General features: G+C 68.0%; 23 protein-coding genes. 19 read left to right on the top strand and 4 right to left on the bottom strand.

The annotated features are described in order from the left end of the window. The first annotated feature begins 8 nt into the window (after positions 1-8). The 19 genes from PQ455_RS14820 (at position 9) to PQ455_RS14910 (ending at position 16961) form a co-directional block, all read left to right on the top strand. Positions 9-1289 carry a sigma-54 interaction domain-containing protein gene (locus PQ455_RS14820; protein ID WP_273686873.1) on the top strand — a complete coding sequence of 427 codons (1281 nt, stop codon included), beginning with the start codon at positions 9-11 and terminating at the stop codon, positions 1287-1289. Positions 1290-1300: 11 nt separating this feature from the next. Next, positions 1301-1639: a flagellar hook-basal body complex protein FliE gene (gene fliE / locus PQ455_RS14825; protein WP_273686874.1), complete on the top strand. Its 339-nt coding sequence runs from the start codon at positions 1301-1303 to the stop codon at positions 1637-1639. A gap of 3 nt (positions 1640-1642) precedes the next feature. Further along, the gene (fliF, locus tag PQ455_RS14830) at positions 1643-3394 is read left to right on the top strand and encodes a flagellar basal-body MS-ring/collar protein FliF (protein WP_273686875.1); all 1752 of its coding nucleotides are present in this window, start codon (positions 1643-1645) and stop codon (positions 3392-3394) included. Beyond that, positions 3387-4409 carry a flagellar motor switch protein FliG gene (fliG, locus tag PQ455_RS14835; protein ID WP_420542791.1) on the top strand — a complete coding sequence of 341 codons (1023 nt, stop codon included), beginning with the start codon at positions 3387-3389 and terminating at the stop codon, positions 4407-4409. The genes fliF and fliG overlap by 8 nt, the downstream gene beginning before the upstream one ends. Then, complete coding sequence (locus tag PQ455_RS14840; RefSeq protein WP_273686876.1) at positions 4402-5073, top strand: FliH/SctL family protein; 672 nt, start codon at positions 4402-4404, stop codon at positions 5071-5073. Before fliG ends, PQ455_RS14840 begins: the two co-directional genes overlap by 8 nt. A 29-nt stretch (positions 5074-5102) precedes the next feature. Beyond that, positions 5103-6401, top strand: coding sequence for a FliI/YscN family ATPase (locus tag PQ455_RS14845; RefSeq protein ID WP_273691388.1), 1299 nt, complete (start codon positions 5103-5105; stop codon positions 6399-6401). Then, positions 6398-6814 (top strand): hypothetical protein, encoded by a 417-nt coding sequence (locus PQ455_RS14850; RefSeq protein WP_273686877.1) that lies wholly within the window; start codon positions 6398-6400, stop codon positions 6812-6814. Before PQ455_RS14845 ends, PQ455_RS14850 begins: the two co-directional genes overlap by 4 nt. Then, a complete protein-coding gene (locus PQ455_RS14855; RefSeq protein ID WP_273686878.1) occupies positions 6811-8241 on the top strand; it encodes a flagellar hook-length control protein FliK in 1431 nt (476 codons plus the stop codon). Before PQ455_RS14850 ends, PQ455_RS14855 begins: the two co-directional genes overlap by 4 nt. A gap of 19 nt (positions 8242-8260) precedes the next feature. Beyond that, positions 8261-8854: a flagellar basal body-associated FliL family protein gene (locus tag PQ455_RS14860; protein ID WP_273686879.1), complete on the top strand. Its 594-nt coding sequence runs from the start codon at positions 8261-8263 to the stop codon at positions 8852-8854. 2 nt (positions 8855-8856) lie between these two features. Next, positions 8857-9825 carry a flagellar motor switch protein FliM gene (locus PQ455_RS14865; RefSeq protein ID WP_273686880.1) on the top strand — a complete coding sequence of 323 codons (969 nt, stop codon included), beginning with the start codon at positions 8857-8859 and terminating at the stop codon, positions 9823-9825. Further along, positions 9822-10142 carry a flagellar motor switch protein FliN gene (gene fliN, locus PQ455_RS14870; protein ID WP_273686881.1) on the top strand — a complete coding sequence of 107 codons (321 nt, stop codon included), beginning with the start codon at positions 9822-9824 and terminating at the stop codon, positions 10140-10142. The genes PQ455_RS14865 and fliN overlap by 4 nt, the downstream gene beginning before the upstream one ends. After that, a complete protein-coding gene (locus PQ455_RS14875; RefSeq protein ID WP_273686882.1) occupies positions 10139-10423 on the top strand; it encodes a FliO/MopB family protein in 285 nt (94 codons plus the stop codon). Before fliN ends, PQ455_RS14875 begins: the two co-directional genes overlap by 4 nt. Positions 10424-10496: 73 nt before the next feature. Beyond that, positions 10497-11309: a flagellar type III secretion system pore protein FliP gene (fliP, locus tag PQ455_RS14880; protein ID WP_420542792.1), complete on the top strand. Its 813-nt coding sequence runs from the start codon at positions 10497-10499 to the stop codon at positions 11307-11309. A gap of 149 nt (positions 11310-11458) precedes the next feature. Further along, complete coding sequence (locus PQ455_RS14885; RefSeq protein WP_273686883.1) at positions 11459-11740, top strand: flagellar biosynthetic protein FliQ; 282 nt, start codon at positions 11459-11461, stop codon at positions 11738-11740. Further along, positions 11737-12519, top strand: a complete 783-nt coding sequence (gene fliR / locus PQ455_RS14890) for a flagellar biosynthetic protein FliR (RefSeq protein WP_273686884.1) — start codon at positions 11737-11739, stop codon at positions 12517-12519. Before PQ455_RS14885 ends, fliR begins: the two co-directional genes overlap by 4 nt. Before the next feature lie 62 nt (positions 12520-12581). Further along, complete coding sequence (locus tag PQ455_RS14895) at positions 12582-13538, top strand: LAPAL motif-containing putative phage structural protein (protein WP_273686885.1); 957 nt, start codon at positions 12582-12584, stop codon at positions 13536-13538. Positions 13539-13585: 47 nt separating this feature from the next. Continuing rightward, positions 13586-14722 carry a flagellar type III secretion system protein FlhB gene (gene flhB / locus PQ455_RS14900; RefSeq protein ID WP_273686886.1) on the top strand — a complete coding sequence of 379 codons (1137 nt, stop codon included), beginning with the start codon at positions 13586-13588 and terminating at the stop codon, positions 14720-14722. A gap of 214 nt (positions 14723-14936) precedes the next feature. Beyond that, positions 14937-16547, top strand: coding sequence for a flagellar filament capping protein FliD (gene fliD / locus PQ455_RS14905; RefSeq protein ID WP_273686887.1), 1611 nt, complete (start codon positions 14937-14939; stop codon positions 16545-16547). A 12-nt stretch (positions 16548-16559) separates the two neighbouring features. Next, complete coding sequence (locus tag PQ455_RS14910; protein ID WP_273686888.1) at positions 16560-16961, top strand: flagellar export chaperone FliS; 402 nt, start codon at positions 16560-16562, stop codon at positions 16959-16961. A gap of 189 nt (positions 16962-17150) precedes the next feature. Here the strand turns inward: PQ455_RS14910 and PQ455_RS14915 are convergent, their stop codons facing one another. From PQ455_RS14915 to PQ455_RS14930, 4 genes are all read right to left on the bottom strand, one after another. Then, positions 17151-17501: a GIY-YIG nuclease family protein gene (locus tag PQ455_RS14915; protein WP_273691391.1), complete on the bottom strand. Its 351-nt coding sequence runs from the start codon at positions 17499-17501 to the stop codon at positions 17151-17153. Between the two features lie 58 nt (positions 17502-17559). Next, positions 17560-18150 carry a class I SAM-dependent methyltransferase gene (locus PQ455_RS14920; protein ID WP_273686889.1) on the bottom strand — a complete coding sequence of 197 codons (591 nt, stop codon included), beginning with the start codon at positions 18148-18150 and terminating at the stop codon, positions 17560-17562. Between the two features lie 38 nt (positions 18151-18188). Then, a complete protein-coding gene (locus PQ455_RS14925; protein WP_273686890.1) occupies positions 18189-18677 on the bottom strand; it encodes a RidA family protein in 489 nt (162 codons plus the stop codon). A 162-nt stretch (positions 18678-18839) separates the two neighbouring features. After that, a complete protein-coding gene (locus PQ455_RS14930) occupies positions 18840-21515 on the bottom strand; it encodes a TonB-dependent receptor plug domain-containing protein (protein ID WP_273686891.1) in 2676 nt (891 codons plus the stop codon). Between the last annotated feature and the right edge of the window lie 155 nt (positions 21516-21670).

Below are 21670 nucleotides of genomic sequence, written 5' to 3' on the forward strand. Positions count from 1 at the left end.
ACCGGAAAATGGCGAACGTCGGCATCAGCGCGAAGGCCCTCGAAGCCTGCCCCACCCTCGTGGCGTGGCTGGCCGGCGCGGGAATCGAGGCCCAGGCGATCGACGCCGCGACGCCGCCGGCCCGCGAGTCGCGCCGCATCCTGCACGTTTCCGAAAAGTCGCTGTCGCGCGTCACCGATCTGCTGATCGCCGTGCGCGAGGGCGCCCCCGCCTTCACCGCCTCCGCCAAGGGCTTCCCCGCCGAGATCGCCTTCGGGCTGGAGGACATGGCGTTCGGCCATGCGCTGGTCGCCGAATTCTTCCGCCCGGCCCACCGCCCGGCCTGCGGCGAGCCCGCCTCCGTCCAGCTGCTCGCGCTCGCCGGCCGCATCGCCCGCAGCGACGCCACCGTGCTGCTGATGGGCGAGACCGGCACCGGCAAGGAGGGCATGGCCCGCTTCGTCCACGCCGAGAGCCCCCGCGCCGCCAAGCCCTTCATCGCCGTCAACTGCGCGGCCCTGCCCGAGACGATGCTGGAAGCGATGCTGTTCGGCCACCAGAAGGGCAGCTTCACCGGCGCCGGCGCGGCGGGCGAGGGCCTGTTCCGCGCGGCCGACGGCGGCACGCTCCTGCTCGACGAGATCGCCGAGCTGCCGCTGGTTCTCCAGGCGAAGCTGCTGCGCGCGCTTCAGGAGCGTGAGGTTCTCCCCGTGGGCGCGACCCAGCCGATCAAGGTGGACGTGCGTATCATCGCCGCCGGCAACCGCGACCTCGCCGCCGAAGTCACCGCCGGCCGCTTCCGCGCCGATCTCTACTGGCGCCTCAATGTCATGGCGCTGACGCTCACGCCGCTGGGCCAGCGCCGCCAGGACATCCGCGCGATCACCGCCGCGCTGCTGCTGCGCCACACCAACCCCGGCGAAGCCTTTGCCTGGCCCACGAGCGCCGCGCTCGATCGCCTGATGGCGCACGGCTGGGCCGGCAACGTCCGCGAACTCGACAACGTCCTCCAGCGCGCGCTCGTGCTGCGCGCCGGCGAGCGTCTCGAAGCCGACGACCTGATGATCGACGCGGCACCGATGCCGACCTTCGCCGCCGCCCCGGCCGCGATCGAGATCGCGGCGCCGGTCGCCAGCAACGTCGTCCCCCTCCGCCTCGCCGATGCGGCCCGCTCGTCCGAGGCGGTCGCGATCGAGGAGGCGCTCGCCGCCACCGGCGGTCACCGTCTCCGCGCCGCCCAGCGGCTCGGCATTTCCGAACGCACCCTGCGCTACCGCCTCGCCGGCCTGCGCTCGGCGGCCGCGGCCTGAGGATCTGAACGATGAAGGTCGATGCGAATTCCCTGCTGGCGATGCGGAGCGCGATCCTCCAGCAGAACAGCGCGCTCCAGAAGGCCGCCGCCAAGCCCGCCGCGATCGGCGGCGTCGACGCGACCGGCCCGAACAGCTTCTCGGCCGCGCTGACCGACGCGATCCAGCAGGTCAACACGCAGCAGAGCAACGCCAGCACGATCACCGAATCCTATGAGCGCGGCGAGACCACCGACGTCGCCTCGGTGATGCTGGCGCGCGAAAAGGCCTCGGTCGGCTTCCAGGCGACCCTGCAGGTCAGAAACAAACTCCTGTCCGCCTACAAGGACATCATGAGCATGCCGGTATAATCGATGAGCGAACTCGCCCTGACCGGCTCGGCCGGCACTCTCCCCGCAACCGCCAAGCCCGCCACCGGCCCCGCCGGCGCGGTGCTTCAGCGCATCAAGGCGTTCACCGCCCAGCCGGCCGTCGCCAAGAGCCTGCCGATGCTGGCGATCGGGCTGGCGCTGGCCTTCGCCGCGCTCGCCTATTTCACGCTTTCGACGCCGCCACAGAAGAATCTCTTCTCGGGCCTCGGCGATGCCGACAAGGCCGCCGTGGTCGATCAGCTGAAGTCGGCCGGCATCGCCTACAGGATCGACAGCGACACCGGCTCGATCACGGTGGGCGAGAGCCAATATTATCAGGCCAAGATGCTGCTCGCCCAGCAGGGCCTGCCCAAGTCCGCGCCCGATGGTGACGCGGTCCTCTCCGCCATGCCGATGGGCGCCAGCCGCGCCGTCGAAGGCGAGCGCCTGCGCGGCGCCCGCGAGATGGACCTCGCCCGCACGATCGAGGCGATCGACGCGGTAGAGAAGGCCCGCATCCACCTCGCCGTCGAGCAGCCGAGCGTGTTCCTGCGCGACGCCAAGCCCGCCGCCGCCTCGGTCATGCTCACCCTGCGCAACGGCCGCGCGCTGAGCGAGGGCCAGGTGCAGGCGATCGTCAACCTTGTCGCCTCGTCGGTCCCCGGCCTCTCGCCCGAGGGCGTCTCGGTCGTCGATCAGGCGGGCCATCTCCTGTCGAAGCAGGGCGGTGCCGCCGGCGGCGCGATGACCCAGCAGGTCGAATTGCAGGCGCAGATCGAGCAGCGCTATCGCGACGCGCTCAACAAGCTGCTCGCGCCGCTGGTCGGTGCCGACGGCTTCACCGCCGAGGTCCATGCCGATCTCGACTGGGCCGAGGTGCAGGCGACGCGCGAGAGCTATCCCAACAAGCCCGGCGCGATCGCCGCCGAACAGGGTGGCTGGCAGAATGACGCGGCGAAGGCCGGCCCTCCCGGCGGCATCCCCGGCGCCATCGCCAACGAGCCGCCCGCCCCGGCCACCGCCTCCAGCCAGGCGCCCGGCCAGATCCCCGGCGTCTCGACCCCGCCTGCCGCCCCCGCTATCGCGCAGGGCGAGGCCGGCAAGACATCCGAGACGTACAACCGCCAGTTCAACCTCGACCACGAGGTTTCGGTCACCAAGAACCCGGTCGGCACCGTCCGCCGCCTGTCGGTCGCGGTCGCGCTGAAGCAGGATGGCAAGCCGCGCGGCGTCGCCGAGACCAAGGCGCTGGAAGATCTCATCAAGGGCGCGGTCGGCTTCGACCAGCAGCGCGGCGACCTGATCGCCGTGACCAACCGCGCCTTCGCCACGCCGGAAGCGCCCGAGGCCGCCAAATGGTATGAAGCGTCGTGGGTCGCCATGGCCGCCCGTCAGGGTGGCGCGGTCCTCGTCGCGCTGATCCTGGTGCTGGGTGTCGTCCGCCCGATGATGAAGCGCCGCTCGGTCGCCGCCAAGGAAGCCGCCGCGCTGATCGCGGCGCCCGCCGCCGGCTCCGCGCAGGCCGAGGCGCAAAAGGCCGCCATGGGCGCCGAGATCGCCGCCGCCATCGCCAGCGACTCGCGCGAGAACCCGGCCCACCCGGTGACGCTGGAAATGATCGAGGCCGCCCCCGGCTATGCCGACCGCGCCCAGCTGATCCGCAATTTCGTCCGGCAGGACCCCGCCCGCGCCGCTCTGGTGGTGCGCGACCTGATCCGGGCCGACCTGCCGCAGGGGGAGAAGCGCGATGGATGAGGCGACCAACATGACCGTCGATAGCGAAGCCCCGGCCGGCAGCGCCGCCGCCGCGATCCTGATGATGCTGCTCGAAGAGGGCGAGGCCGCAGCGGTCCTCGGCCAGCTCGATCCCGAGGAGGTCCAGCACCTCGGCGGCGCGATGTACGGCGTCGCCGACGTGACCGAGAGCCAGATTTCGGGCGTGCTCGACCTGTTCGTCGATAAGGCGCGCAGCCGCACCACGCTGGGTGGCTTCGGCGCCGAGCGGCAGATCCGCGGCATGATGGAAAAGGCGCTGGGCGCCGATCGCGCCGAGACCGTGATCTCGCGCATCGCCCCGCCGCAGAAGGCGTCGAGCCTCGCCGCGCTCAAGTGGATGGACGCGCAGACCATCGCCGCGATGGTCGAGGCCGAACATCCCCAGCTGATCGCGCTGGTGCTGACGCATCTGGAAGCGCCGATCGCCGCCGACGTGCTGGGCCAGCTCGACGAGCAGATCCAGGCCGACGTGGTTTATCGCGTCGCCACGATGGGGCCGGTGACCGCCGAGGCGATCGCCGATCTCGAATGGCTGCTGATGAAGCCGGTCAAGCGCTCGCCCGCCGCCCAGACCAAGCGTGGCGGCGCGACCGAGGCCGCGCAGATCATGAACAATTCGCGCAAGGCCGCCGAACAGCGCATCATCAAGGCGCTCCAGAAGCTCGACAAGAATCTCGCCCGCTCGATCGAGGACGAGATGTTCGTGTTCGACAACCTCATGGCGCTCGACGACAAGGGCCTCGGCGCGGTGCTGCGCGCGGTGGAGAGCGATACGTTGGTGGTGGCGCTGAAGGGTGCCGACGAGCGGATGCGGACGCGCTTCTACGGCTGCATGTCGGCACGCGCGGCGCAGTCGATCCAGGACGAGATCGCCGATCGCGGCCCGATGCGTCTGGCCGAGGTGCAGGAAGCGCAGCGCGACATGCTGAACGCCGCCCGCAAGCTGGCCGCCGAAGGCACGATCAACATCGGCAAGGACGACGATTATGTCTGATATGTGGTCCGCCGCCGCGACCGTCCCGGTGTGGACCCGCCCCGCGATCAACCCGGCGGCCAGCTTCCGCCCGCGCGATCTGGCCCAGCCCCAGCCGACCGGCTTCTCGCCATGGGCGGCGGAGGCCGAGCCGGAGCCCGGCCAGGACTTTGGCCATGACGAATACGCTGCAGCGCCGGCGCCCAGCATCGATATCGAGCGGCTGCGCGCCGAGGCCTTCGCCGACGGGTTCGAGGAAGGCCGCCGCACCGTGATGCTGGAGGTCTCCGCCGAGCGCGCCGACACCGCCCGGCTGACCGCCTCGCTCGAAGCGCTCAAGCCCGAGGCGCCCCAGGCGCTGGCCACTTTGTTGTCCGAAACGGTGCGCCGGCTGGTCGCCGGCATCGTCGGCCAGGTGACGATCGACGACGACATGCTGCGCGCCCAGACCGACGCCGCCGCCACGATCATCAGCGAGGAATGTGCCCCCTCGCGCCTGCGCGTCAGCCCGGCCGATGCCGAGCGGCTCGCGGGCGCCGACATTCCGGTCGAGCTATATGCCGATCCGGCGCTCGCCCCCGGCATGGTCGTCGCCGAAACCTCGACCGGCTGGATCGAGGACGGCCCCGAAGTCCGCCTCCAGCGGCTCCACACCGCCCTCACCCGCCTGGGTGCCGCGCGTTGAGCGAGTCGCTGGCCGATCGGGCGCGGACAATGCTCGGCGCGATCGACCCGGCCGGCTTCCAGCCGCGCCGGATCGGTCGGCTCGTGTCGTTCGACGGCCAGATGCTGGAAGCGACGGGGCTTAAAGAGCCGGTCGGTGCCAACGTCCGCGTGATCGATGCCGATGGCCATGGCGCGCTCGCCGAGGTCGTCGGCTTCAAAGGCGATCGGACCCTCCTGATGGCGCTCGACGCCGATGCCCCGCACAGCGCGGGCGCGCGGGTCGAGCCCGACCGGCGCGGCACGATGGTGGATGTGGGCGAGGCTCTGCTCGGCCGGATCGTCGATGCGCTGGGCAACCCGCTCGACGGCATGGGACCGATCGTCACCCAGCATCGCTGGCCGCTGGCGGGCACGCGCGGCAACCCGCTCGATCGCAGCCGCGTGACGCAGCCGTTCGACATGGGCGTGCGCGCGATCAACGCGCTGCTCACCGCAGGCGTCGGCCAGCGCATCGCCATCGCGGCGGGCTCGGGCGTCGGCAAATCGGTGCTGATGGGACAGATGATCAAGGGCGCGGAAGCGGACGTGATCGTCGTCGGCCTGATCGGCGAACGATCGCGCGAAGTGAGCGACTTCATCGAGACCAAGCTGAAGGGCGACGTGCGCAAGAAGGCCGCCGTCGTCGCGGTGCCGGCCGATCATCCGCCGATCCTGCGCCTGCGCGCCGCGATGCGCGCCACCGCCATCGCCGAATATTTCCGCGCGCAGGGCAAGCGCGTGCTGCTGCTGATCGACAGCCTCACCCGCGTCGCCCACGCCCAGCGCGAGATCGGGCTGTCGCTGGGCGAACCGCCGACGATCAAGGGCTATCCGCCCTCGGCGCTCGGCCTGATCCCGCGCCTGATCGAGCGCGCCGGCGCGGATTCGCGCACTGGCGGATCGATCACCGCGCTCTATACGGTGCTGGCCGATGGCGGCGACACCGAAGACCCCATCGTCGATACCGCCCGCGCGATCGTCGACGGGCATATCATCCTCAGCCGCGCGCTGGCCGAACAGGGCGTGTTCCCCGCGATCGACGTGGGCAAATCCCTGAGTCGCGTGATGAGCGACATCATCGACAGGCCCCACGCCGATGCCGCGCGCACCCTGCGCCGGCTCTGGTCGGTCTATGAGGAGAATCGCGACCTCATCCTGATGGGCGCCTACCGCGAGGGCAGCGATCCCTCGATCGACGCGGCCATCGCGCACATGCCGCTGATCCAGCAATTCATCCGCCAGGATCAGGACGAGACGATCGACCTTAACTCGGCGGTAACTACGCTGGTGCAACACTTCGGGGCATGAAAGCCCTAGCCGATCGCCGCGCCCGAATCGTCCGTGTCCGTGCCGTCCAGCACATCCAGGCCTCCATCGCCGCCGGCGAGGCCGAGCAGCGCGCCAACGATCTGGCGGAAAGCTCGCGCCGGCTGGTCGCCCTGCGCGGCGGCCTCGAATTTTCCGAGGGCACGGTGCAGGCCGGCGCGCTCGCCGCACAGGCCGAACTGGCCGCGCGACTGGAGGCGGCCCGTGCCGGCATGGCCGACAATATCGCCGCCGCCCGCGCCGTCGCCACCACCAAGGAGGGCGAGCGTCTCGCCGCCCGCATCCGGCAGGAGGGGGCCGAGAAGCTCCAGCAGCGCGCCGTGCAGCAGCTCCAGGATTCGATCGAAGCCCGCCTCGCCGCCGGCCACCGCCACCGTCTGGCCCCCAAGGCATGAACCTGTCCGCCGCCCTCCCCGCCACGCCCGCGATCCAGCCGGGCGCGATGCCGCCGGCGATGCTCGGGCCGCTGCCCGGCACGATGCCGGCCGCGTCGGGCTTCGCCGATCTGATGGCGACCATCGCCCCGGCCGCCGAGATGCCCGCCCCCGTCGCCGCGCCGGTGGTGTCGGCACCCGTGCAGCCGAGCGCGGAAGGTGGGGAAACCGCCGCGCTGGCGCTGTTGTCCGTCGTGGCGCCGGCATCCGCCGTCTCGCGCGCGGCGCCCGTCGCCGAGACGCCGGCTGCGGCTGTTCCGGCGATCGCCGCTCAGCCGACCGTCATGCCGGCTGCCTCCGCCGACGCGCAGCCAGATGCCACCCCTGAAGCACCCGCGCCCCAGAGCGAGCAGGCGGCCAACACGACACGGCCGATGGTTTCGTCGCCGCTGCCCCGCCCGATGCGCGCTCCGAAGGTCGCCACCGATCCGTCCCAGCCGGTCGAAGGCCAGCCTGACGATCAGGCACCGACCGAAGAGATGCCCGCCGAGGCCGAACCGCAGGATGCCGCGACCGACGCGAAGCCGATAGTCGCAACGCCGCAGCCGGCGACGCCGCAACCCGCCATTCCTCTCGCGATCGTGGCCCCGGCTCCCCAGATCGCCGCGCCGGTGGTCAAGACGGTGATGCCCGCCAAGGCCGAGGCCGCGCCGACGGCAAAGCCTGCCCCGGCACCGCGCGGTCCGGCGAAGGCCGCAGCCCCCGCCGAAGCCGAGGCGGGCACCCCCTTCACGCTGCCCGCCGCCGACGATTCGACCGACGACGCCATCCCCGCGCCGGCGGAAACCGTCCACCATGTCGCGCCGGCCCACACGTCGGCCGCCACCGGCGAAACCCGCATCGCCGACAGCAGCCAGCCCGCGCCGGCCGATGCCGCCTTCACCGCCCAGCTCGATCTGGCGAAGGACACGCAATGGCTCGACCAGCTCGCGCGCGACATCAGCCGCACCGCGACGCGCGAGGGGGAATTGCGATTCCAGCTCAACCCCGAGCATCTCGGCAGCCTGCATGTCGAGATCCGAAATCTCGCCGAGGGCACCGCGATCCGGTTCGTCACCGATAACGAGGCCGCGGCCCAGGCGATGGCCGACGCCCAGCCGCGCCTGATCGCCGAGGCGCAGGCGCAGGGCCTCCGCATCGCCGCCGCGCATGTCGAGGTGTCGAGCGACACGCCACGTCCGCAGGATGGCCAGCCGCAACCCCAGCAACAGCAGCACACCGCCGGCAACCCGCCGCAGGGCCAGCCCCAGCAGGCGCCCGCACAACACTTCGGCCAGCCCTCCGGCCAGCAGCAGCGCCGGCCCGAACAGCCCCAACCCTTCCTTAACCATGATGCCGTATCCGTCCCCGTCGAAGAGTCGGCTGACGATGCCGGCCGTTACGCCTGACCCCGGAGTATAGAGCGCCATGTCCGACCCGACCCCCGCCGCGAAGCCCAAGAAGAAGGGCGGCATGAAGAAGATTCTGGTGATGGCGGTCGCCGTGCTGGGCCTGCTCGGCGGCGGCATCGGCGCGGGCATCTATGCGGCGGGCGCGGGCATGGTCGGCGGCGCGCACGCCAGCGAGCCCAAGGAAGACCCCAACAAGCCCAAGCTGGTCGAGCGCCACGAGGGCGAGGGCGGCGAGCATCCGCCCGTCCCGTCGGGCCACGGCGGCGGCGAGGAAGCGATCGACACCAGCCGCTATCAGGCGACCTATTATCCGATGGAGCAGAGCTTCACCGCCAACCTGAGCGACACCAACGGCTTCGTGCAGCTTGGGATCGGCGTCTCGACCTTCTATGACGAGAAGGTGCTGGATAATCTGAAGAAGAACGATATGCCCGTCCGCTCGGCGGTGCTGATGACGCTTTCCGAACAGAGCGTGGAGGCGCTGTCCACGCCCGAGGGCAAGACCAACCTCCAGCGCCAGCTGAAGGATGCGATCAACCAGACGCTCCGCCAGAAGGAAGGTTTCGGCGGCATCGACAGCGTCTATTTCACGAGTTTCATCATCCAGTGAGCATGATCGAGCCTGCCCTGCCGGACGACGACGAGCCCTCTCCGTTCACGCGGAGCGGGCCGGTGTCGCGTGACGTGCGCCCCTTCGCCTTCGGGCAGACGGGCGCCGGGCGGCCGGCGGCGCGGCTCTCCGGCCTGGAGCGGATGAACGAGCGGCTCGCCCGCCTGCTGCGCGGCGCGATCGAGGGCATCGCCAACGCCCGCACCGCCGTCGCCGCTTTGCCCCTTTCCACGCGCAGCTATGGCGAGTGGAAGGCGGACCTGCCCGAATTCATGGTCCTCCACCTCTATCGCCCGCGCCCGCTGAAGGGCGGGATGCTGCTCGCGCTGGAGCCGGCGTTCGTGGCGGCGATGGTGGATGCCTTCTACGGCGGCAGCGGCATCGTCTCGCCCCCCAAAGGCCCGGAATTGTCCCCCAGCGAGGACCGGCTGGCCGATCGCATCGCCGAAGTCGTGCTGGGCGTGCTGCGCGAAGGCTGGGCCGATGTGCTGCCCTTCGATCCCGAACTGGTCGGGCGCGAGACCGTCCTGTCCTACGCCTCGCTCGTGCGCGACGAGGATCCGGTGGTGGTGCAGGCGTTCGAGGTGCGCGCGGGACAGGCCCGCCCGGCCACGATCGCCATCCTCTATCCGCTCGCCACGCTCCGCCCGATCGAGGACGAGCTGGCCACCAAGGTCCATTCCGACATCGGCGGCGGGGGCGACGACGGCGGCTGGCGCGAGCGGCTGGCGGCGGCGCTGGAGGATGTGCGCCTGCCCGTCCGTTCGGTGCTGGCGCGGCCGGAGATTTCGGTGTCGCAGCTGCTGGCGCTCAAGCCGGGCGACGTGATTCCCATCTCGCTCCAGCCCACGGTTCCTCTCATCGTGGGTCAGAAGCGGCTTGCCGAGGGCGTGATCGGCGAGCAGGAAGGGCGCGCGGCGCTCCAGATCCAGACGATCGGCGCGCCGCCGCGCAAGGGGAATGCAGGATGAGTGACATGAGCGACACCCCCTTCCCCCCCGGCGACGGCGCGCTGGGCGGCCGCAATTTCCGCCTGCTGGCCGATATCCCGCTGCGCCTCTCGGTCGAGGTGGGCTCCACCTCGCTGAAGCTGGCCGAACTGATGGATCTGGCCGAGGGCAGCGTGGTCGAACTCGACCGGCAAGCCAATGAATTGCTCGACATCCTCGTCAATGGCACGCTGGTGGCGCGCGGCGAGGTGGTGACGGTGAACGGCCGCTTCGGCATCCGCGTGGTCGACGTGGTCGCCGCCGAACAGCGGCTGACGGGGCTCGAGCGCCGCTCGTGATCGGAAGCTACCTGCTCAACCTGCTGCTGATGGTGCCGCTGGTGGGCGGTCTGGCCTTCCTGTCGATCTGGCTGATGCGCAAGCTTCAGCCCGGCCTCGCCATCGGCAAGCGCGAGCGGGCGGTGAAGGTGGTCGATGCCGTGCCGCTCGGCGCGATGAGCCGGCTGGCGGTGGTGGATTTCGCCGGCAAGCGCCTGCTGGTGGCGGTGTCGCGCGGCCGGGTCGACCTGCTGTCGGAAGCCCCCGCCCCGGCCGAGTTCACGCTCCCCGATGAGGAGTGAGATGATTTCCTCGTCATTGCGAGCGAAGCGAAGCAATCCAGCTTCGCGACGGGTTGGTGGCGTGGGAACTGGATTGCTTCGCTTCGCTCGCAATGACGGAAAAGGCGGTCGGGCGCTGATCTGGGCGCTTCTCGCGCTCGCCTTCCTGCTGCTCCTCGCCGTCCCCGCGCTCGCCCAGACGCCGCCGCCGGCCACCGCCGGGCAGGGCCAGGCCCTCGATCGCGCGCTCTCGACCATTTCGGGCAACGGCCGCCCGCTCTCGCTGTCGTTGCAGATCCTGCTGCTGATGAGCCTGCTGACGGTGCTGCCGTCGCTGGTGCTGATGATGACGAGCTTCACCCGTATCATCATCGTCCTGTCGCTGCTCCGCCAGGCGCTCGGCCTGCAACAGACGCCGCCCAATCAGGTGCTGGTCGGCCTCGCGCTGTTCCTGTCGCTGTTCGTGATGCGGCCCTATATCGATCAGATCAACGCGACCGCCTACCAGCCTTATGGCGCCGGCCAGATCCCGATCGAGGAAGCGGTGAAAAGATCGGGCACCGTCTTCCACGAATTCATGACCCGCCAGACGCGCCAGACCGATCTCAAGCTCTTCGCCGACATGGCCAAGGCGCCGCCCTTCGCCAGGGCGTCCGACATTCCCTTCTCGATCCTGCTGCCCGCCTTCGTGACGAGCGAACTCAAGACGGCGTTCCAGATCGGTTTCCTGATCTTCCTGCCCTTCCTCATCATCGATCTGGTCGTCGCCTCCACCCTGATGGCGCTCGGCATGATGATGCTGAGCCCGTCGATCATCTCGATGCCGTTCAAGCTGCTGCTGTTCGTGCTGGTCGACGGCTGGGCGCTGACGATGGGGAGCCTCGCCGCGAGTTTCGCCGGTGGGTAGGGGGCGCGACATAAAGCCCCTCCCCTTCAGGGGAGGGGTTGGGGTGGGGGCTGTCAGCGTAGTCCAACGCGCGTTGGTCTCGGTGAGACTGACACCCCCCACCCCCAACCCCTCCCCTGAAGGGGAGGGGCTTAGCGGCTGTCGCCGTCGTGGATAGCGCCGCCACCGCCGACTATTTCATCGGCGTCGCCCAGCAGGCGCTCTGGGTGCTCGCCCTCGCCACATCGCCGATCCTGATCCCCGCGCTCGCCGCCGGGCTCATCCTCGGCATGATCCAGGCGGCCACATCGATCAACGAGCAGACGTTGAGCTTCGTCCCCAAGCTGCTGGTCGTGGGTCTCTGCCTCGTGCTGTTCGGGGGCGCGATCCTGATGCTGATCGCGGATTTCACCAGGGATATCTTCGCGCGCATCCCGGATCTGGTGCGATGATCCCGCTGTCGCTCGCCGGGCTGGAAGCGCAATTATATCTGTGGTTCCTGGCGGCGATCCGGCCCGGCGCGGCGTTCCTCGCCGCGCCCGTCTTCGGGTCGCAGCAGGTGCCGGTCCAGCTGCGCTTCGTGGTGGCGCTGGCGGTGGCGATCCCCGCGTTCCAGATGGTGCCGTTCGATCTGCCGCCCGACGGCATCATCTCCGTCCCCGGCATCGCGATGATCATCGGCGAGGTGCTGACGGGGCTCGCCATCGGCTTCGCGGTGCAGCTGGGCTTCTCCGCCGCATTGGTCGCGGGCGAGACGATCGGCAACACGATGGGGCTGGGTTTCGCCGGCATGATGGACCCGATGTCGGGCGCCTCGACCCCGGCGCTCGGCACCTTCCTGTCGATCCTGGCGACCTTCTTCTTCCTGGCGCTGGGGGGGCATCTGATGCTCATCACCATCATTCTCGAAAGCTATCGCGCGCTGCCGCCGGGCGGCGCGTGGCTTTCGGCCGAGAGCATCCGGGGGCTGGTGATGTTTGGCGGCGTACTGTTCGCCGCCGGCACCGCCATCGCTTTGCCGGTCGGCTTCTCGCTGGTGCTGGTGCAGCTGGTGATGGCGATGCTGGCGCGATCGGCGCCGCAGATGAACATCTTCTCGGTCGGCCTGCCCGCCACGCTTCTGGCCGGCCTCGTCCTCCTCGCCATCGCCGCCCCGCCGATGGGCGACGGCATCGCCTCCGCCATCCAGCAGGGCATGGCGCAGGCGCGGCAGCTGGCGCTGGGGCGGTAATTCACGACGCTGGTTTGACGACCAGGATATGTTAGTTGGTGCCGGCCAGGGGGAGCGGCAGGATGGCAGAAATGGCGCGACACGTTCGCACCCGGATTCGATACGATGGCCCAGCGCTAGCCGGGCATGAAATGGACGTGCAGGATTTAGCTCCTGCGCTTCTAGCTATTGCTGACATCGTTCAAATCGCGAACCGGAAATTTAACGGGGATAGCGCTTCAATCCGCGTCATGGTGGATGCGGATGTCGAGCAGCAATGCTTCCAGCTGGACCTCAGCCTTGTTCAGTCTTTTCTCGATCAAGCGGCGGTTCTGATCGGCCGAAAGGATGTCGCGACCGCAAAAGACATCGCCGAATGGATCGGTTTGATCAGTGGTACAGGCCTTGGTCTGTTCACGCTTATCAAGCGTATCTATGGCCATAAGAGCGGTGAGCAACCAGCCGTGACATTTCGCACTGGCGACCAAGCGGGCACTACGATTATCAGTATCGCGGGCGATGTCCAAAATCTGGTCGTGCCAACGCCCACCGCCAAACTGCTGGTCGATCCAGACGTAAATCGCAATGTTAGGACTGTGTTAAGTCCCTTGCAGCGCGAGGGATATGACGATCTCACATTTATCTACGGCGATCAGGAAGTCGCTCGGATCGATAAGCAGCAAGCACAGGAGATCATTAATTCATCCCCGGTCGATCCAATTGCACCTCCGATGGAAACCATTTCCCGCATACGCGGTGTCGTCCGCATAAAATCGCCGCAATATGAAGGGGCCGCAAAATGGTCGCTCCTTTGGCAAGGCCGTGCCATCGACGCCGAGATGGCGGATGAGGCAGCAAAATGGGTAGAAGCATTCCAGGGCAATCGGGTGTCAGCTCCGCCGAACACCGTACTTGACGTCAGCATGAGCGAGATGGTCCGGCTTGATAGCCAAGGCTTAGCGGTGGGCAAAAGAACCTATGTTGTCCATGAGGTTCACAGCGCAACACCGCCGCCCACTCAGGATGCATTTACCTTCTAATCTCAGTCTTTAGCATCCGTTAACCATCTTGCGGCACACCGCCGGGCATGTCCGACGCGCCCGACAATGATCAGAAGACGGAATCCCCGACTCCCAAGCGGCTTCAGGACGCCCGGGAGAAGGGGGATATTCTTCAATCCAAGGAATTGGGCGCCGCGCTGGTGATGATGGCGGGCGCGGGGTGGCTGATGACCGCCGGAGGCTGGCTCGTGGCCTCCACGCAGGACATGCTGATCGACGGGCTCAGCTTCGATCACGGCGTGGTCGAGAATTTCGATCCGGGCAGCGCGATCGCGCGGCTGACCATGCCGATCGTCGCGCCCGTGGCGGCGCTGTTCGCGATGACCTTTCTGGCGGCGATCGCGGGGCCGGTGCTGCTGGGATCGGGCGGCTTCCGCTGGGAAGCGATGAATTTCAAGGGCGATCGCATCAATCCGGCCGCCGGGCTGAAGCGCATCTTCGGCACGCAGGGGCTGGTCGAACTCGGCAAGTCGATGGCCAAGATCGCGTTGATGGGCGCGGTCGGCTGGTGGCTGTTTTCCGGCCGGATGAAGGCGATGACGACGCTCACCGCGCCCGACCTGCGCACCGCCATCACCGAGATCGGCGGCACCTTCACCTTCGCCGTGGTCGTGATGTCGGTGGCCCTCGGCGCCATCGCCGGGATCGACGTGCCGATGCAGGCGATCCGCCGCGCCGGCCGCCTGCGCATGACCAAGCAGGAGATCAAGGACGAGCATAAGCAGAGCGAGGGCTCGCCCGAGCTGAAGGGGCATATCCGCCGCAAGCAGGCGGAAATCCTCCAGTCCTCGACGCGTGGCGCCATCGCCGACGCCAATGTCGTGCTGGTCAACCCGACGCATTTCGCGGTGGCGCTGCGCTATCGCCCCGGTTTCGACGCGGCGCCGATCGTGGTGGCGCGCGGGCGCGGCGAGATGGCGCAGGCGATCCGCGACTTCGCCGACGAAAAGGCCGTGCCGGTGCTGCGCTACCCGCAGCTCGCCCGCGCCATCTACTTCACCAGCCGCGCCGGCCATCTGGTGCGCGAGGATCTCTACATCGCTGTCGCGACGGTGCTGGCGTTCGTGTTCAACCTGGATCGGGCGATGGCGGACGGGATCAGCCAGCCCGAGGTGATCGTGCCGGCCGACGCGCGCTACGATGCGGACGGGAAGAAGGAATAAGATGGGGGGCACCTCAACTGATCCTCCCCCGCCAGGGGGAGGTGGCGCCGGAGGCGACGGAGGGGGCGGGTACGGCCAACCCTCGAGGGCACCGCATCCTCCCCCTCCGTCAGGCTGCGCCTGCCAGCTCCCCCTGGCGGGGGAGGATCATTCGGAAGCGGCTTAATCTGCGGCGCGATCGGCCGTTACCTTCAACGAACGAGCGGGAACGACCATGACCAGCATTGCGTCCACGCTCGGCATCGGATCGGGCATCGATACCAAATCGCTGATCGATCAGCTCGCCACCGCCGCGAAAGACCCCAAGGAAAAGGTGATCGCCGCGCGCGAGACGGCGAACACCGCCAAGGTCTCGGCGCTGGCCACCGTATCCAACGGCATCACCAATTTCTCGACCGCGCTCAACTCGCTGATCTCGGGCGGCACGCTGCGGACGCAGCCGACCGTGTCGGACACGTCGGTGCTGGGCGCCACCGCGCAGGCGGGCGCGCGGATCGGCGATCTTTCGGCCAATCTGGTCGTCACCAAACTGGCGACCGCCCAGTCGATCGTGTCGAGCCCCGCCGCCGCTGCCACGACCGCGATCGGCCAGGGTGACATGACCCTGACCGTGGGGACCACCAATTACACCATCACGGTGGGCGACACGAACGACAGCCTGACGGGCCTCGCCAACGCCATCAACGCCAAGAATTCGGGCGTGACCGCCAGCATCATCACCGACGCCAATGGCGCGCGGCTGATGCTGAAGGGGCAGACCGGCGCGGACAACGCCTTCACCCTGACCCCCGCGGACGGTGCGGCGGACGGGCTGAAGGCGTTCGCCTACCCGGCGGGCGCGGACGCCGGCATGACGCTGGCGCAATCGGCCGGCGATGCCGCGCTGAAGCTGGACGGCGTGACCGTCACGCGGCCGTCCAACACGATCGAGGATCTGATCCCCGGCGTGACCCTCAACCTGAAGAACGTCAGCGGCAGCAGCGGCGTGAGCTTGGGATCGACCCGACCGACCGAGGCGATCACCCAGGCGGTCAACGATTTCGTCGCGGCGTTCAACGAACTCAACACGATGCTGACGACGCAGACGGCGGCGGCGGGCACCTCGACCGACGCGGGCGCGCTGCGCGGCGAGAGCGCGATCCGCGACATGCAGCGCCAGCTCTCGCGCCTGACCTCCACCGTGCTCAATTCGGGCAGCGGCCCCAAGACGCTGGCCGAGATCGGCGTCTCCACCAACCGCGACGGCAGCCTGACGGTGGACGCCAGCCGCCTGACATCGGTGATGACATCCGATCCGCAGGGCGTGGAGGCGATGTTCAATCCGGGGCAATATGCGTCCGACCCGCTGATCCAGATCGCGAGCCCGATGGGGCGGACCAAGCCCGGCACCTACACCGTCACCAACGCGACGGCGCAGACGGGCACCACGTCGGCCAGCGGGAGCATCGCCGGGATGAGCGCGGTGACGACCGGCGGCACCCTCGTGGCGTCGATCGCATCCAAGGCCAGCGGGCTGACCATCCGGCTGCTCGGCAACGTCTCCAGCGCGACGATCACCGTCGATCAGGGGCTGGCCGGGGCGCTGCAATCGATCAGCGACACGCTGCTCGGCACCAGCGGCGCGCTCGCCTCGACCAAGACGCGGCTCGCGACCGAGGCCAAGGCCATCGCGACCGACCGCACCAGAATGACCGATCTCGATACCAGCTATCGGGCGCGGCTGACGACGAGCTTCACCGCGATGGATTCGCGGGTGGCGCGCTACAAATCGACCCAGAGCTTCCTGGAACAGCAGGTCAAGGTCTGGACCAACAGCGACAATTAAGAGGCGACACGGGTGTTCGGACTCAGCACAGGCTATGGCGCGGGACGCGGCGGCGGCAAGCGGTATAACGCGATCGACGTGAGCAGTCGCATCGAGGGCGCGACCCCGCACGGCCTCGTCACCATCCTCTATGACGAATTGCTCGCGGCGCTCGACACGCTGGTGGCGTTGGGCGCCCACGGCGACGCCGCGCGCCGCAACGAGCGCCACGCCCGCGCCGTCGCGATCCTGCACGGGCTGGACGGCTCTCTCGATTTCGAGAAGGGCGGAGACATCGCGCGCAGCTTCTCCCAGATCTACGCCGAGGGCCGCCGCCTGCTCGCCAAGGCGCAGCGCGAGGGCGACATGGCGCCGATCACCCAGGCGAAGGCTATGATCGCGGACATCGCCGAGGCGTGGAAGCGGATCGGCTGAACGCGGAAGGTCTCGACGTTCGCATCCTATCGGATGGTTTCCGATGGGGTGGGCGGTGACGGAAGGGAAAACGGGGCGTCGGCGGGGTTGGCGGCCGGACAGGGCGGTGCTGGTGACATAGGGCGGGGGGCTGTAGGACAACGGTTTTGAAGGCCGCCGGGATTGGTAGAACGCGCCTCTTTCCACTCGTCACCCCGGCCTTGTACCGGGGTCCACCGCGCGACCGGACGCATCCGTCAGGGGCTTCAGCCCGAACTCGACCGCCAGATCATTCCACGCAGGATTCGTTTGCTCGATGAGATTGCGTTTCCAATCCCGTCGGTAACGCTTAAGCTGTTTCTCGCGCGCAATCGCTGCATCCATCGTCTCTGCGATCTCAAAATACACCAATCGCTTGATGCCATATCTGCGCGTGAAACCGTCAAACGTCCCTGCTCGATGCTGCGTTATCCGGCCGACCAGATTTGACGTTACGCCGACGTAAAGCGTGCCGTTGTATCCGCTCGCCAGAAGATAGACGCAGGGAACCCGCTCTCGCATTGGGGCCATGACGTGCCGCACGGTGGACCCCGGCACAAGGCCGGGGTGACGGTTGTGGTCAGCCGCTAACCGCAGGCATCGCCACGGCATCGAAATAGTGGTTGCCGCCCGCATCCCTATGACTGCCCACGAGCCGCATCCCCGCCCCGCCAAGCGCCGCCTCATATCCCGCCATACCCAGCGACACCGATCGCCGGCCGGTCAGCCTGTCCTCCCATTCGCACGCCTCGCGCGGGGCGGTGAAGAGGAAGCGCCCGGCCGGGTTGAGGGCGGCGGCGACGCGGTGGATCAGGGTAAGTTGGGTGTCCTCGGGCAGCAGGAAGAACAGGCTGATCGCTACCGCGCCATCGAAGCGGCGGCCGAAGAAGCGGCTGGTTTCGGCCGGTTCGCACGCGGCGGCCGCATCCGGGAAGCGGGCGTGGAAGGCGGCGAGCAGTGTCGGTGAAGGATCGATGCCGGCGACGGTGAGGCCGGCATTGACGAGCGCCTGCGCGATCGGTGCACCCGATCCGCAGCCGATGTCCACCACCGCGCCGCCGGGCGGCAGGTGCCGCGCCCAGCGGCGGACGATATCGGCGCCGACATCCGAGCGGACGGCCATGAAACGGTCCGCGACGGCCTCCCAGCCGGCGGAGGGATCGTGGCCCACGCCCCTGCCCTATACCCGGCGCCGGAAGACCGCCCCGCTCACTTGGCCGCGATCACCTCGATCTCGACGAGATAGTTCGGGGTGACGAGGCCCGCGACCTGCATGGCCGAGCGGGCGGTGGTGGTGGGGTTGTCGGCGGAATTGAAGAACTGTTTGAAGCCCTCATTCATGGCGGCGAATTCGGCCTTGCCGGTGCGCGGATCGGCGGCGACGAGCACGGTGGCCTTGATAACATCGGACATTGTGTAGCCCTGCCCCTCCAGGATCGCCTTGATCTTGGACAGCACGCTGATCGTCTGCGTCTTGGTATCGCCGAAATCCTCGATCGACTTGGCGTCGGCGGCCTTCAGCTTGGGGTCGATCGGCGAGGGCACCTGACCCGAGACGAAGAACAATTCGGTGCCCGCCGAGACCTTGCTGCCCTGAAGGATCAGCGCCGGGGGCGTGTTCGGCAGCTTGACGACGCCGGCCGTGGCGGGGGCGGCGAGCGCCATGGCGAGGGGGAGAGCGAAAGCGAAGATCTTCATCGTCATTCCTTCGTGGAGGGCGGAGGCCAGGCGCAGGATGGCCGCCCGGCCTCCGAAAAGGAAGCGGGCAGGCCCACCGGATTTCTCCGGCAAACCTGCCCGCCCCGCAACCTTCGGCCGGGTGAACCCTGGACGTTCACCCGGCGTCGTTTCAGGTGAACCTCAGAAGTTCACGCCGATCCGCGCGTAATAATAGCCGCCGTTCACGCCATAGGCCGAGAAGGACGGATATTTGGCGATGAAGCCGGTCGAGCTGGCGACCCGCTGCTGTTCGCGAATGAAATCCGGATATTTGGCCGGATATTTGTTGAACAGGTTGTTGGCACCGATCGAGATCTTGATCGGCTTCGCGATCTGAACGCCGATGTCGAGATCGGTGATGAACGCCGGGTGGACGCTCAGCCGCTCCCGAGCCGAACCGTTGGTCGGCGTGGAGATGATCGAATAGGCCGAACCATAATAGGATTCACGAAGGTTCGCGCTGAAGATACCCATCGACCAGTTCGCCCCGAAGGTGGCGCGATACTTCGGCGTGGTCTTCGTCAGGTCGGCCTGGGCATAGACGTCGAACAGGAGCTGGGCCTGGTTGACGTTCGACGGGGGCAGGCTGACGCCCTTGATCTTCGTCTTGTTGTAATTGCCCGACAGCGACCAGTCGACATGGCCGAAATCGCCGAGATCGGTGGAGTAGGACGCCAGCAGATCGACACCCTGCGTCAGCGTCTTCACGCCGTTGACGAAGAAGTTGATGCCGACGCTGCCCGCGGCGCCACCGGCGATCGCCGCCAGCACGGAATCCACGGGAACGCCGTTGCCACGCAGCGCGGTAAGCACCGACGGGGACGTGATCGCACCCGCCGCCGACGATGCACCCAGGAAGGTGCTCGACCGGACGATACGATCCTTGATCTCGATCGAGTAGGCATCGAGCGTGACCGTCAGGCGTGAGACCGGATGGGCAACGAAACCGGCGCTGAAGTTGGTCGATTTCTCGGGCTTCAGGCTGGAGATGCCGAGGGCGGCGGCACCGGCCGAATTGGCCGGGAAGATGCCGGTCAGCGACGAAACGCTGACGTTGATGCCCGAATAGAAGCCTTCCGCCAGGGTCGGTGCGCGGAAGCCGGTCGAGGCGGTGCCGCGAATGGCGAAGGCGGGCGACAAGTCGTAGCGACCGGTCAGCTTGTAGACGGTGGTGTCGCCGAAATCGTCATAATGTTCGTGCCGGATCGCGGCATCGAGCGTCACGCCGTCGATCGGCTTGGCGGCGATGTCGAGATATTGCGAGAAGTTATGACGGAAGTTGCGGCTGGCGTCCGATGGCGCATAGCCGAAGAAGGACTGGATACCGCCCTGCGCCACGCCGCTGCCGACATAGTAAGAGGCGAGTTCGCCGGCCTTCAGCTGATAGACTTCACGACGATATTCCAGACCGCCCGCGATCGTGACCGGCTCTGCGAAGCCGACGTCGAACTCGTGCGTCAGGTCGAGCGTGTTGGTCCACTGCGAGAAGATGAAATCGCCGTTGTGGACGTCGGTCGGCGAATAGCCGTTCGAGGTGGTGGTCGACGTGTCGTAGTAGAGCGCGGCGTTCGCCGAGTTGATCACGTTGATGCTGCTGCGGCCGATGCCGTAGGTCGAGCTGAGATCCCAGGTGGTGCCCGAGACTTCGCCCTTCAGGCCGACGGTGGTCGCCCAATCCTTTTCGATCGTCAGTTCCTGCGGCGCGAAACCGCTCTGATACGGAAGATCGGCCGAGACCGCGGCGCAGGTGGCCACGGCCAGATTGTTGAGGCAGGCGGCCGAAATGCCGGCGGGCAGCACGCCCGGGTTCGCCGCGCGACGCTTGCCGAACACGACGTTCGGCAGACGGAAGTTCTGGAAGGTCCGGCCGTTCTTGTGCGAATAGGTGCCGAAGCTGTAATATTCGACGTCGGGCGTGATCTGCCAGCCGAAGTTGTAAGACAGGTTCGTCAGAACGAGGCGGCCGTCGCCGAAGATCTGGTTGACCTCCGGATAATTGCTCCTGCTCGTCACGCCGGGGAAGCGGGCGAGGATGTAGCGGCCGCCGCTCGCGCCGGTGTTGGCGGTCGTCGAGACGCCGGTATCGACCACGCGGGGATCATAGTCGCCGCGGAAACTGTAGCCCTGATAGCGGCGCTCGCCGGTCAGGTTGAGGTAGGCACCCTCGAACGGGGCGAGGCCGACATTGCCCTGAATGTCGTACTTCTTGCCGCCCTGATCGAAATATTTGCCGCCGGTCAGGTTGATGCTGCCGCCGTGGTCGCGCTTCTTCATGATGAAGTTCATGACGCCGGCGATGGCATCGGTGCCATATTGCGCGGCGGCGCCGTCCTGAAGGACTTCGATGCGCTCGATCGCGTCCTGCGGGATGAGGCTGAGATCGGGCGCCGCGCTGCCGCCGAACACGGTGCCGGCGACGACGACGCTCGGGTTGCCGTGGCGGCGCTTGCCGTCGATCAGGACCAGCGTGTGGTTCGGGCTGAGGCCGCGCAGCTTGACCGCCGGGTGGAAGGCCGCCTGGTCGCTGCCGAAGGCCTGCACCTGCGCGGACGGCAGGATCTGGGCCAGCGCCTGGACGAGATCGGTCTGGCCGACGGTCTTCAGCGCGTCGGCGCCGAGCACCTGGATCGGCGCCGGGCTGTCGGACGCCTTGAAGCCGGTCGAGCGGGTGCCGGTGATGATGATGGTTTCCTCGCCGGCTTCCGTGGTCTGGCCGGCGGGCTCGGGAGCGGGTGCCGGCGCAGCCATGGCGACGGCCGACGTGATGGCGAGCGCGAACGCCAACGCCCCTTGCGATACGCGAGTTACAGTCTTCATGTGGCTCCCCCTTGAGAATTCAGGAAGCCTCTCCCTCGTATTTTCTTTTTATGGACCCCGACGCTACGTACACGCTTGCCGCCAATGCGGCCGCCCGACGACCCGGGCCGCCCCCACGCGGCCCGGCCTCATCCGGCACGTTTCAAATTTATGAA

The sequence above is a fragment of the Sphingomonas naphthae genome (assembly GCF_028607085.1).
Classification (GTDB): Bacteria; Pseudomonadota; Alphaproteobacteria; order Sphingomonadales; family Sphingomonadaceae; genus Sphingomonas_Q; species Sphingomonas_Q naphthae.

Excerpts from the sequence above, each read along its gene's own strand:
- flhB (WP_273686886.1), top strand. The coding sequence starts at position 13,586 with ATGTCCGACGCGCCCGACAATGATCAGAAGACGGAATCCCCGACTCCC.
- fliF (WP_273686875.1), top strand. The coding sequence starts at position 1,643 with ATGAGCGAACTCGCCCTGACCGGCTCGGCCGGCACTCTCCCCGCAACC.
- PQ455_RS14820 (WP_273686873.1), top strand. The coding sequence starts at position 9 with ATGGCGAACGTCGGCATCAGCGCGAAGGCCCTCGAAGCCTGCCCCACC.
- fliD (WP_273686887.1), top strand. The coding sequence starts at position 14,937 with ATGACCAGCATTGCGTCCACGCTCGGCATCGGATCGGGCATCGATACC.
- PQ455_RS14930 (WP_273686891.1), bottom strand. The coding sequence starts at position 21,515 with ATGAAGACTGTAACTCGCGTATCGCAAGGGGCGTTGGCGTTCGCGCTC.
- PQ455_RS14925 (WP_273686890.1), bottom strand. The coding sequence starts at position 18,677 with ATGAAGATCTTCGCTTTCGCTCTCCCCCTCGCCATGGCGCTCGCCGCC.
- PQ455_RS14845 (WP_273691388.1), top strand. The coding sequence starts at position 5,103 with ATGCTCGGCGCGATCGACCCGGCCGGCTTCCAGCCGCGCCGGATCGGT.
- fliE (WP_273686874.1), top strand. The coding sequence starts at position 1,301 with ATGAAGGTCGATGCGAATTCCCTGCTGGCGATGCGGAGCGCGATCCTC.
- PQ455_RS14855 (WP_273686878.1), top strand. The coding sequence starts at position 6,811 with ATGAACCTGTCCGCCGCCCTCCCCGCCACGCCCGCGATCCAGCCGGGC.
- fliG (WP_420542791.1), top strand. The coding sequence starts at position 3,387 with ATGGATGAGGCGACCAACATGACCGTCGATAGCGAAGCCCCGGCCGGC.
- PQ455_RS14865 (WP_273686880.1), top strand. The coding sequence starts at position 8,857 with ATGATCGAGCCTGCCCTGCCGGACGACGACGAGCCCTCTCCGTTCACG.
- PQ455_RS14860 (WP_273686879.1), top strand. The coding sequence starts at position 8,261 with ATGTCCGACCCGACCCCCGCCGCGAAGCCCAAGAAGAAGGGCGGCATG.
- fliN (WP_273686881.1), top strand. The coding sequence starts at position 9,822 with ATGAGTGACATGAGCGACACCCCCTTCCCCCCCGGCGACGGCGCGCTG.
- PQ455_RS14895 (WP_273686885.1), top strand. The coding sequence starts at position 12,582 with ATGGCAGAAATGGCGCGACACGTTCGCACCCGGATTCGATACGATGGC.
- PQ455_RS14850 (WP_273686877.1), top strand. The coding sequence starts at position 6,398 with ATGAAAGCCCTAGCCGATCGCCGCGCCCGAATCGTCCGTGTCCGTGCC.
- PQ455_RS14915 (WP_273691391.1), bottom strand. The coding sequence starts at position 17,501 with ATGCGAGAGCGGGTTCCCTGCGTCTATCTTCTGGCGAGCGGATACAAC.
- PQ455_RS14840 (WP_273686876.1), top strand. The coding sequence starts at position 4,402 with ATGTCTGATATGTGGTCCGCCGCCGCGACCGTCCCGGTGTGGACCCGC.
- fliR (WP_273686884.1), top strand. The coding sequence starts at position 11,737 with ATGATCCCGCTGTCGCTCGCCGGGCTGGAAGCGCAATTATATCTGTGG.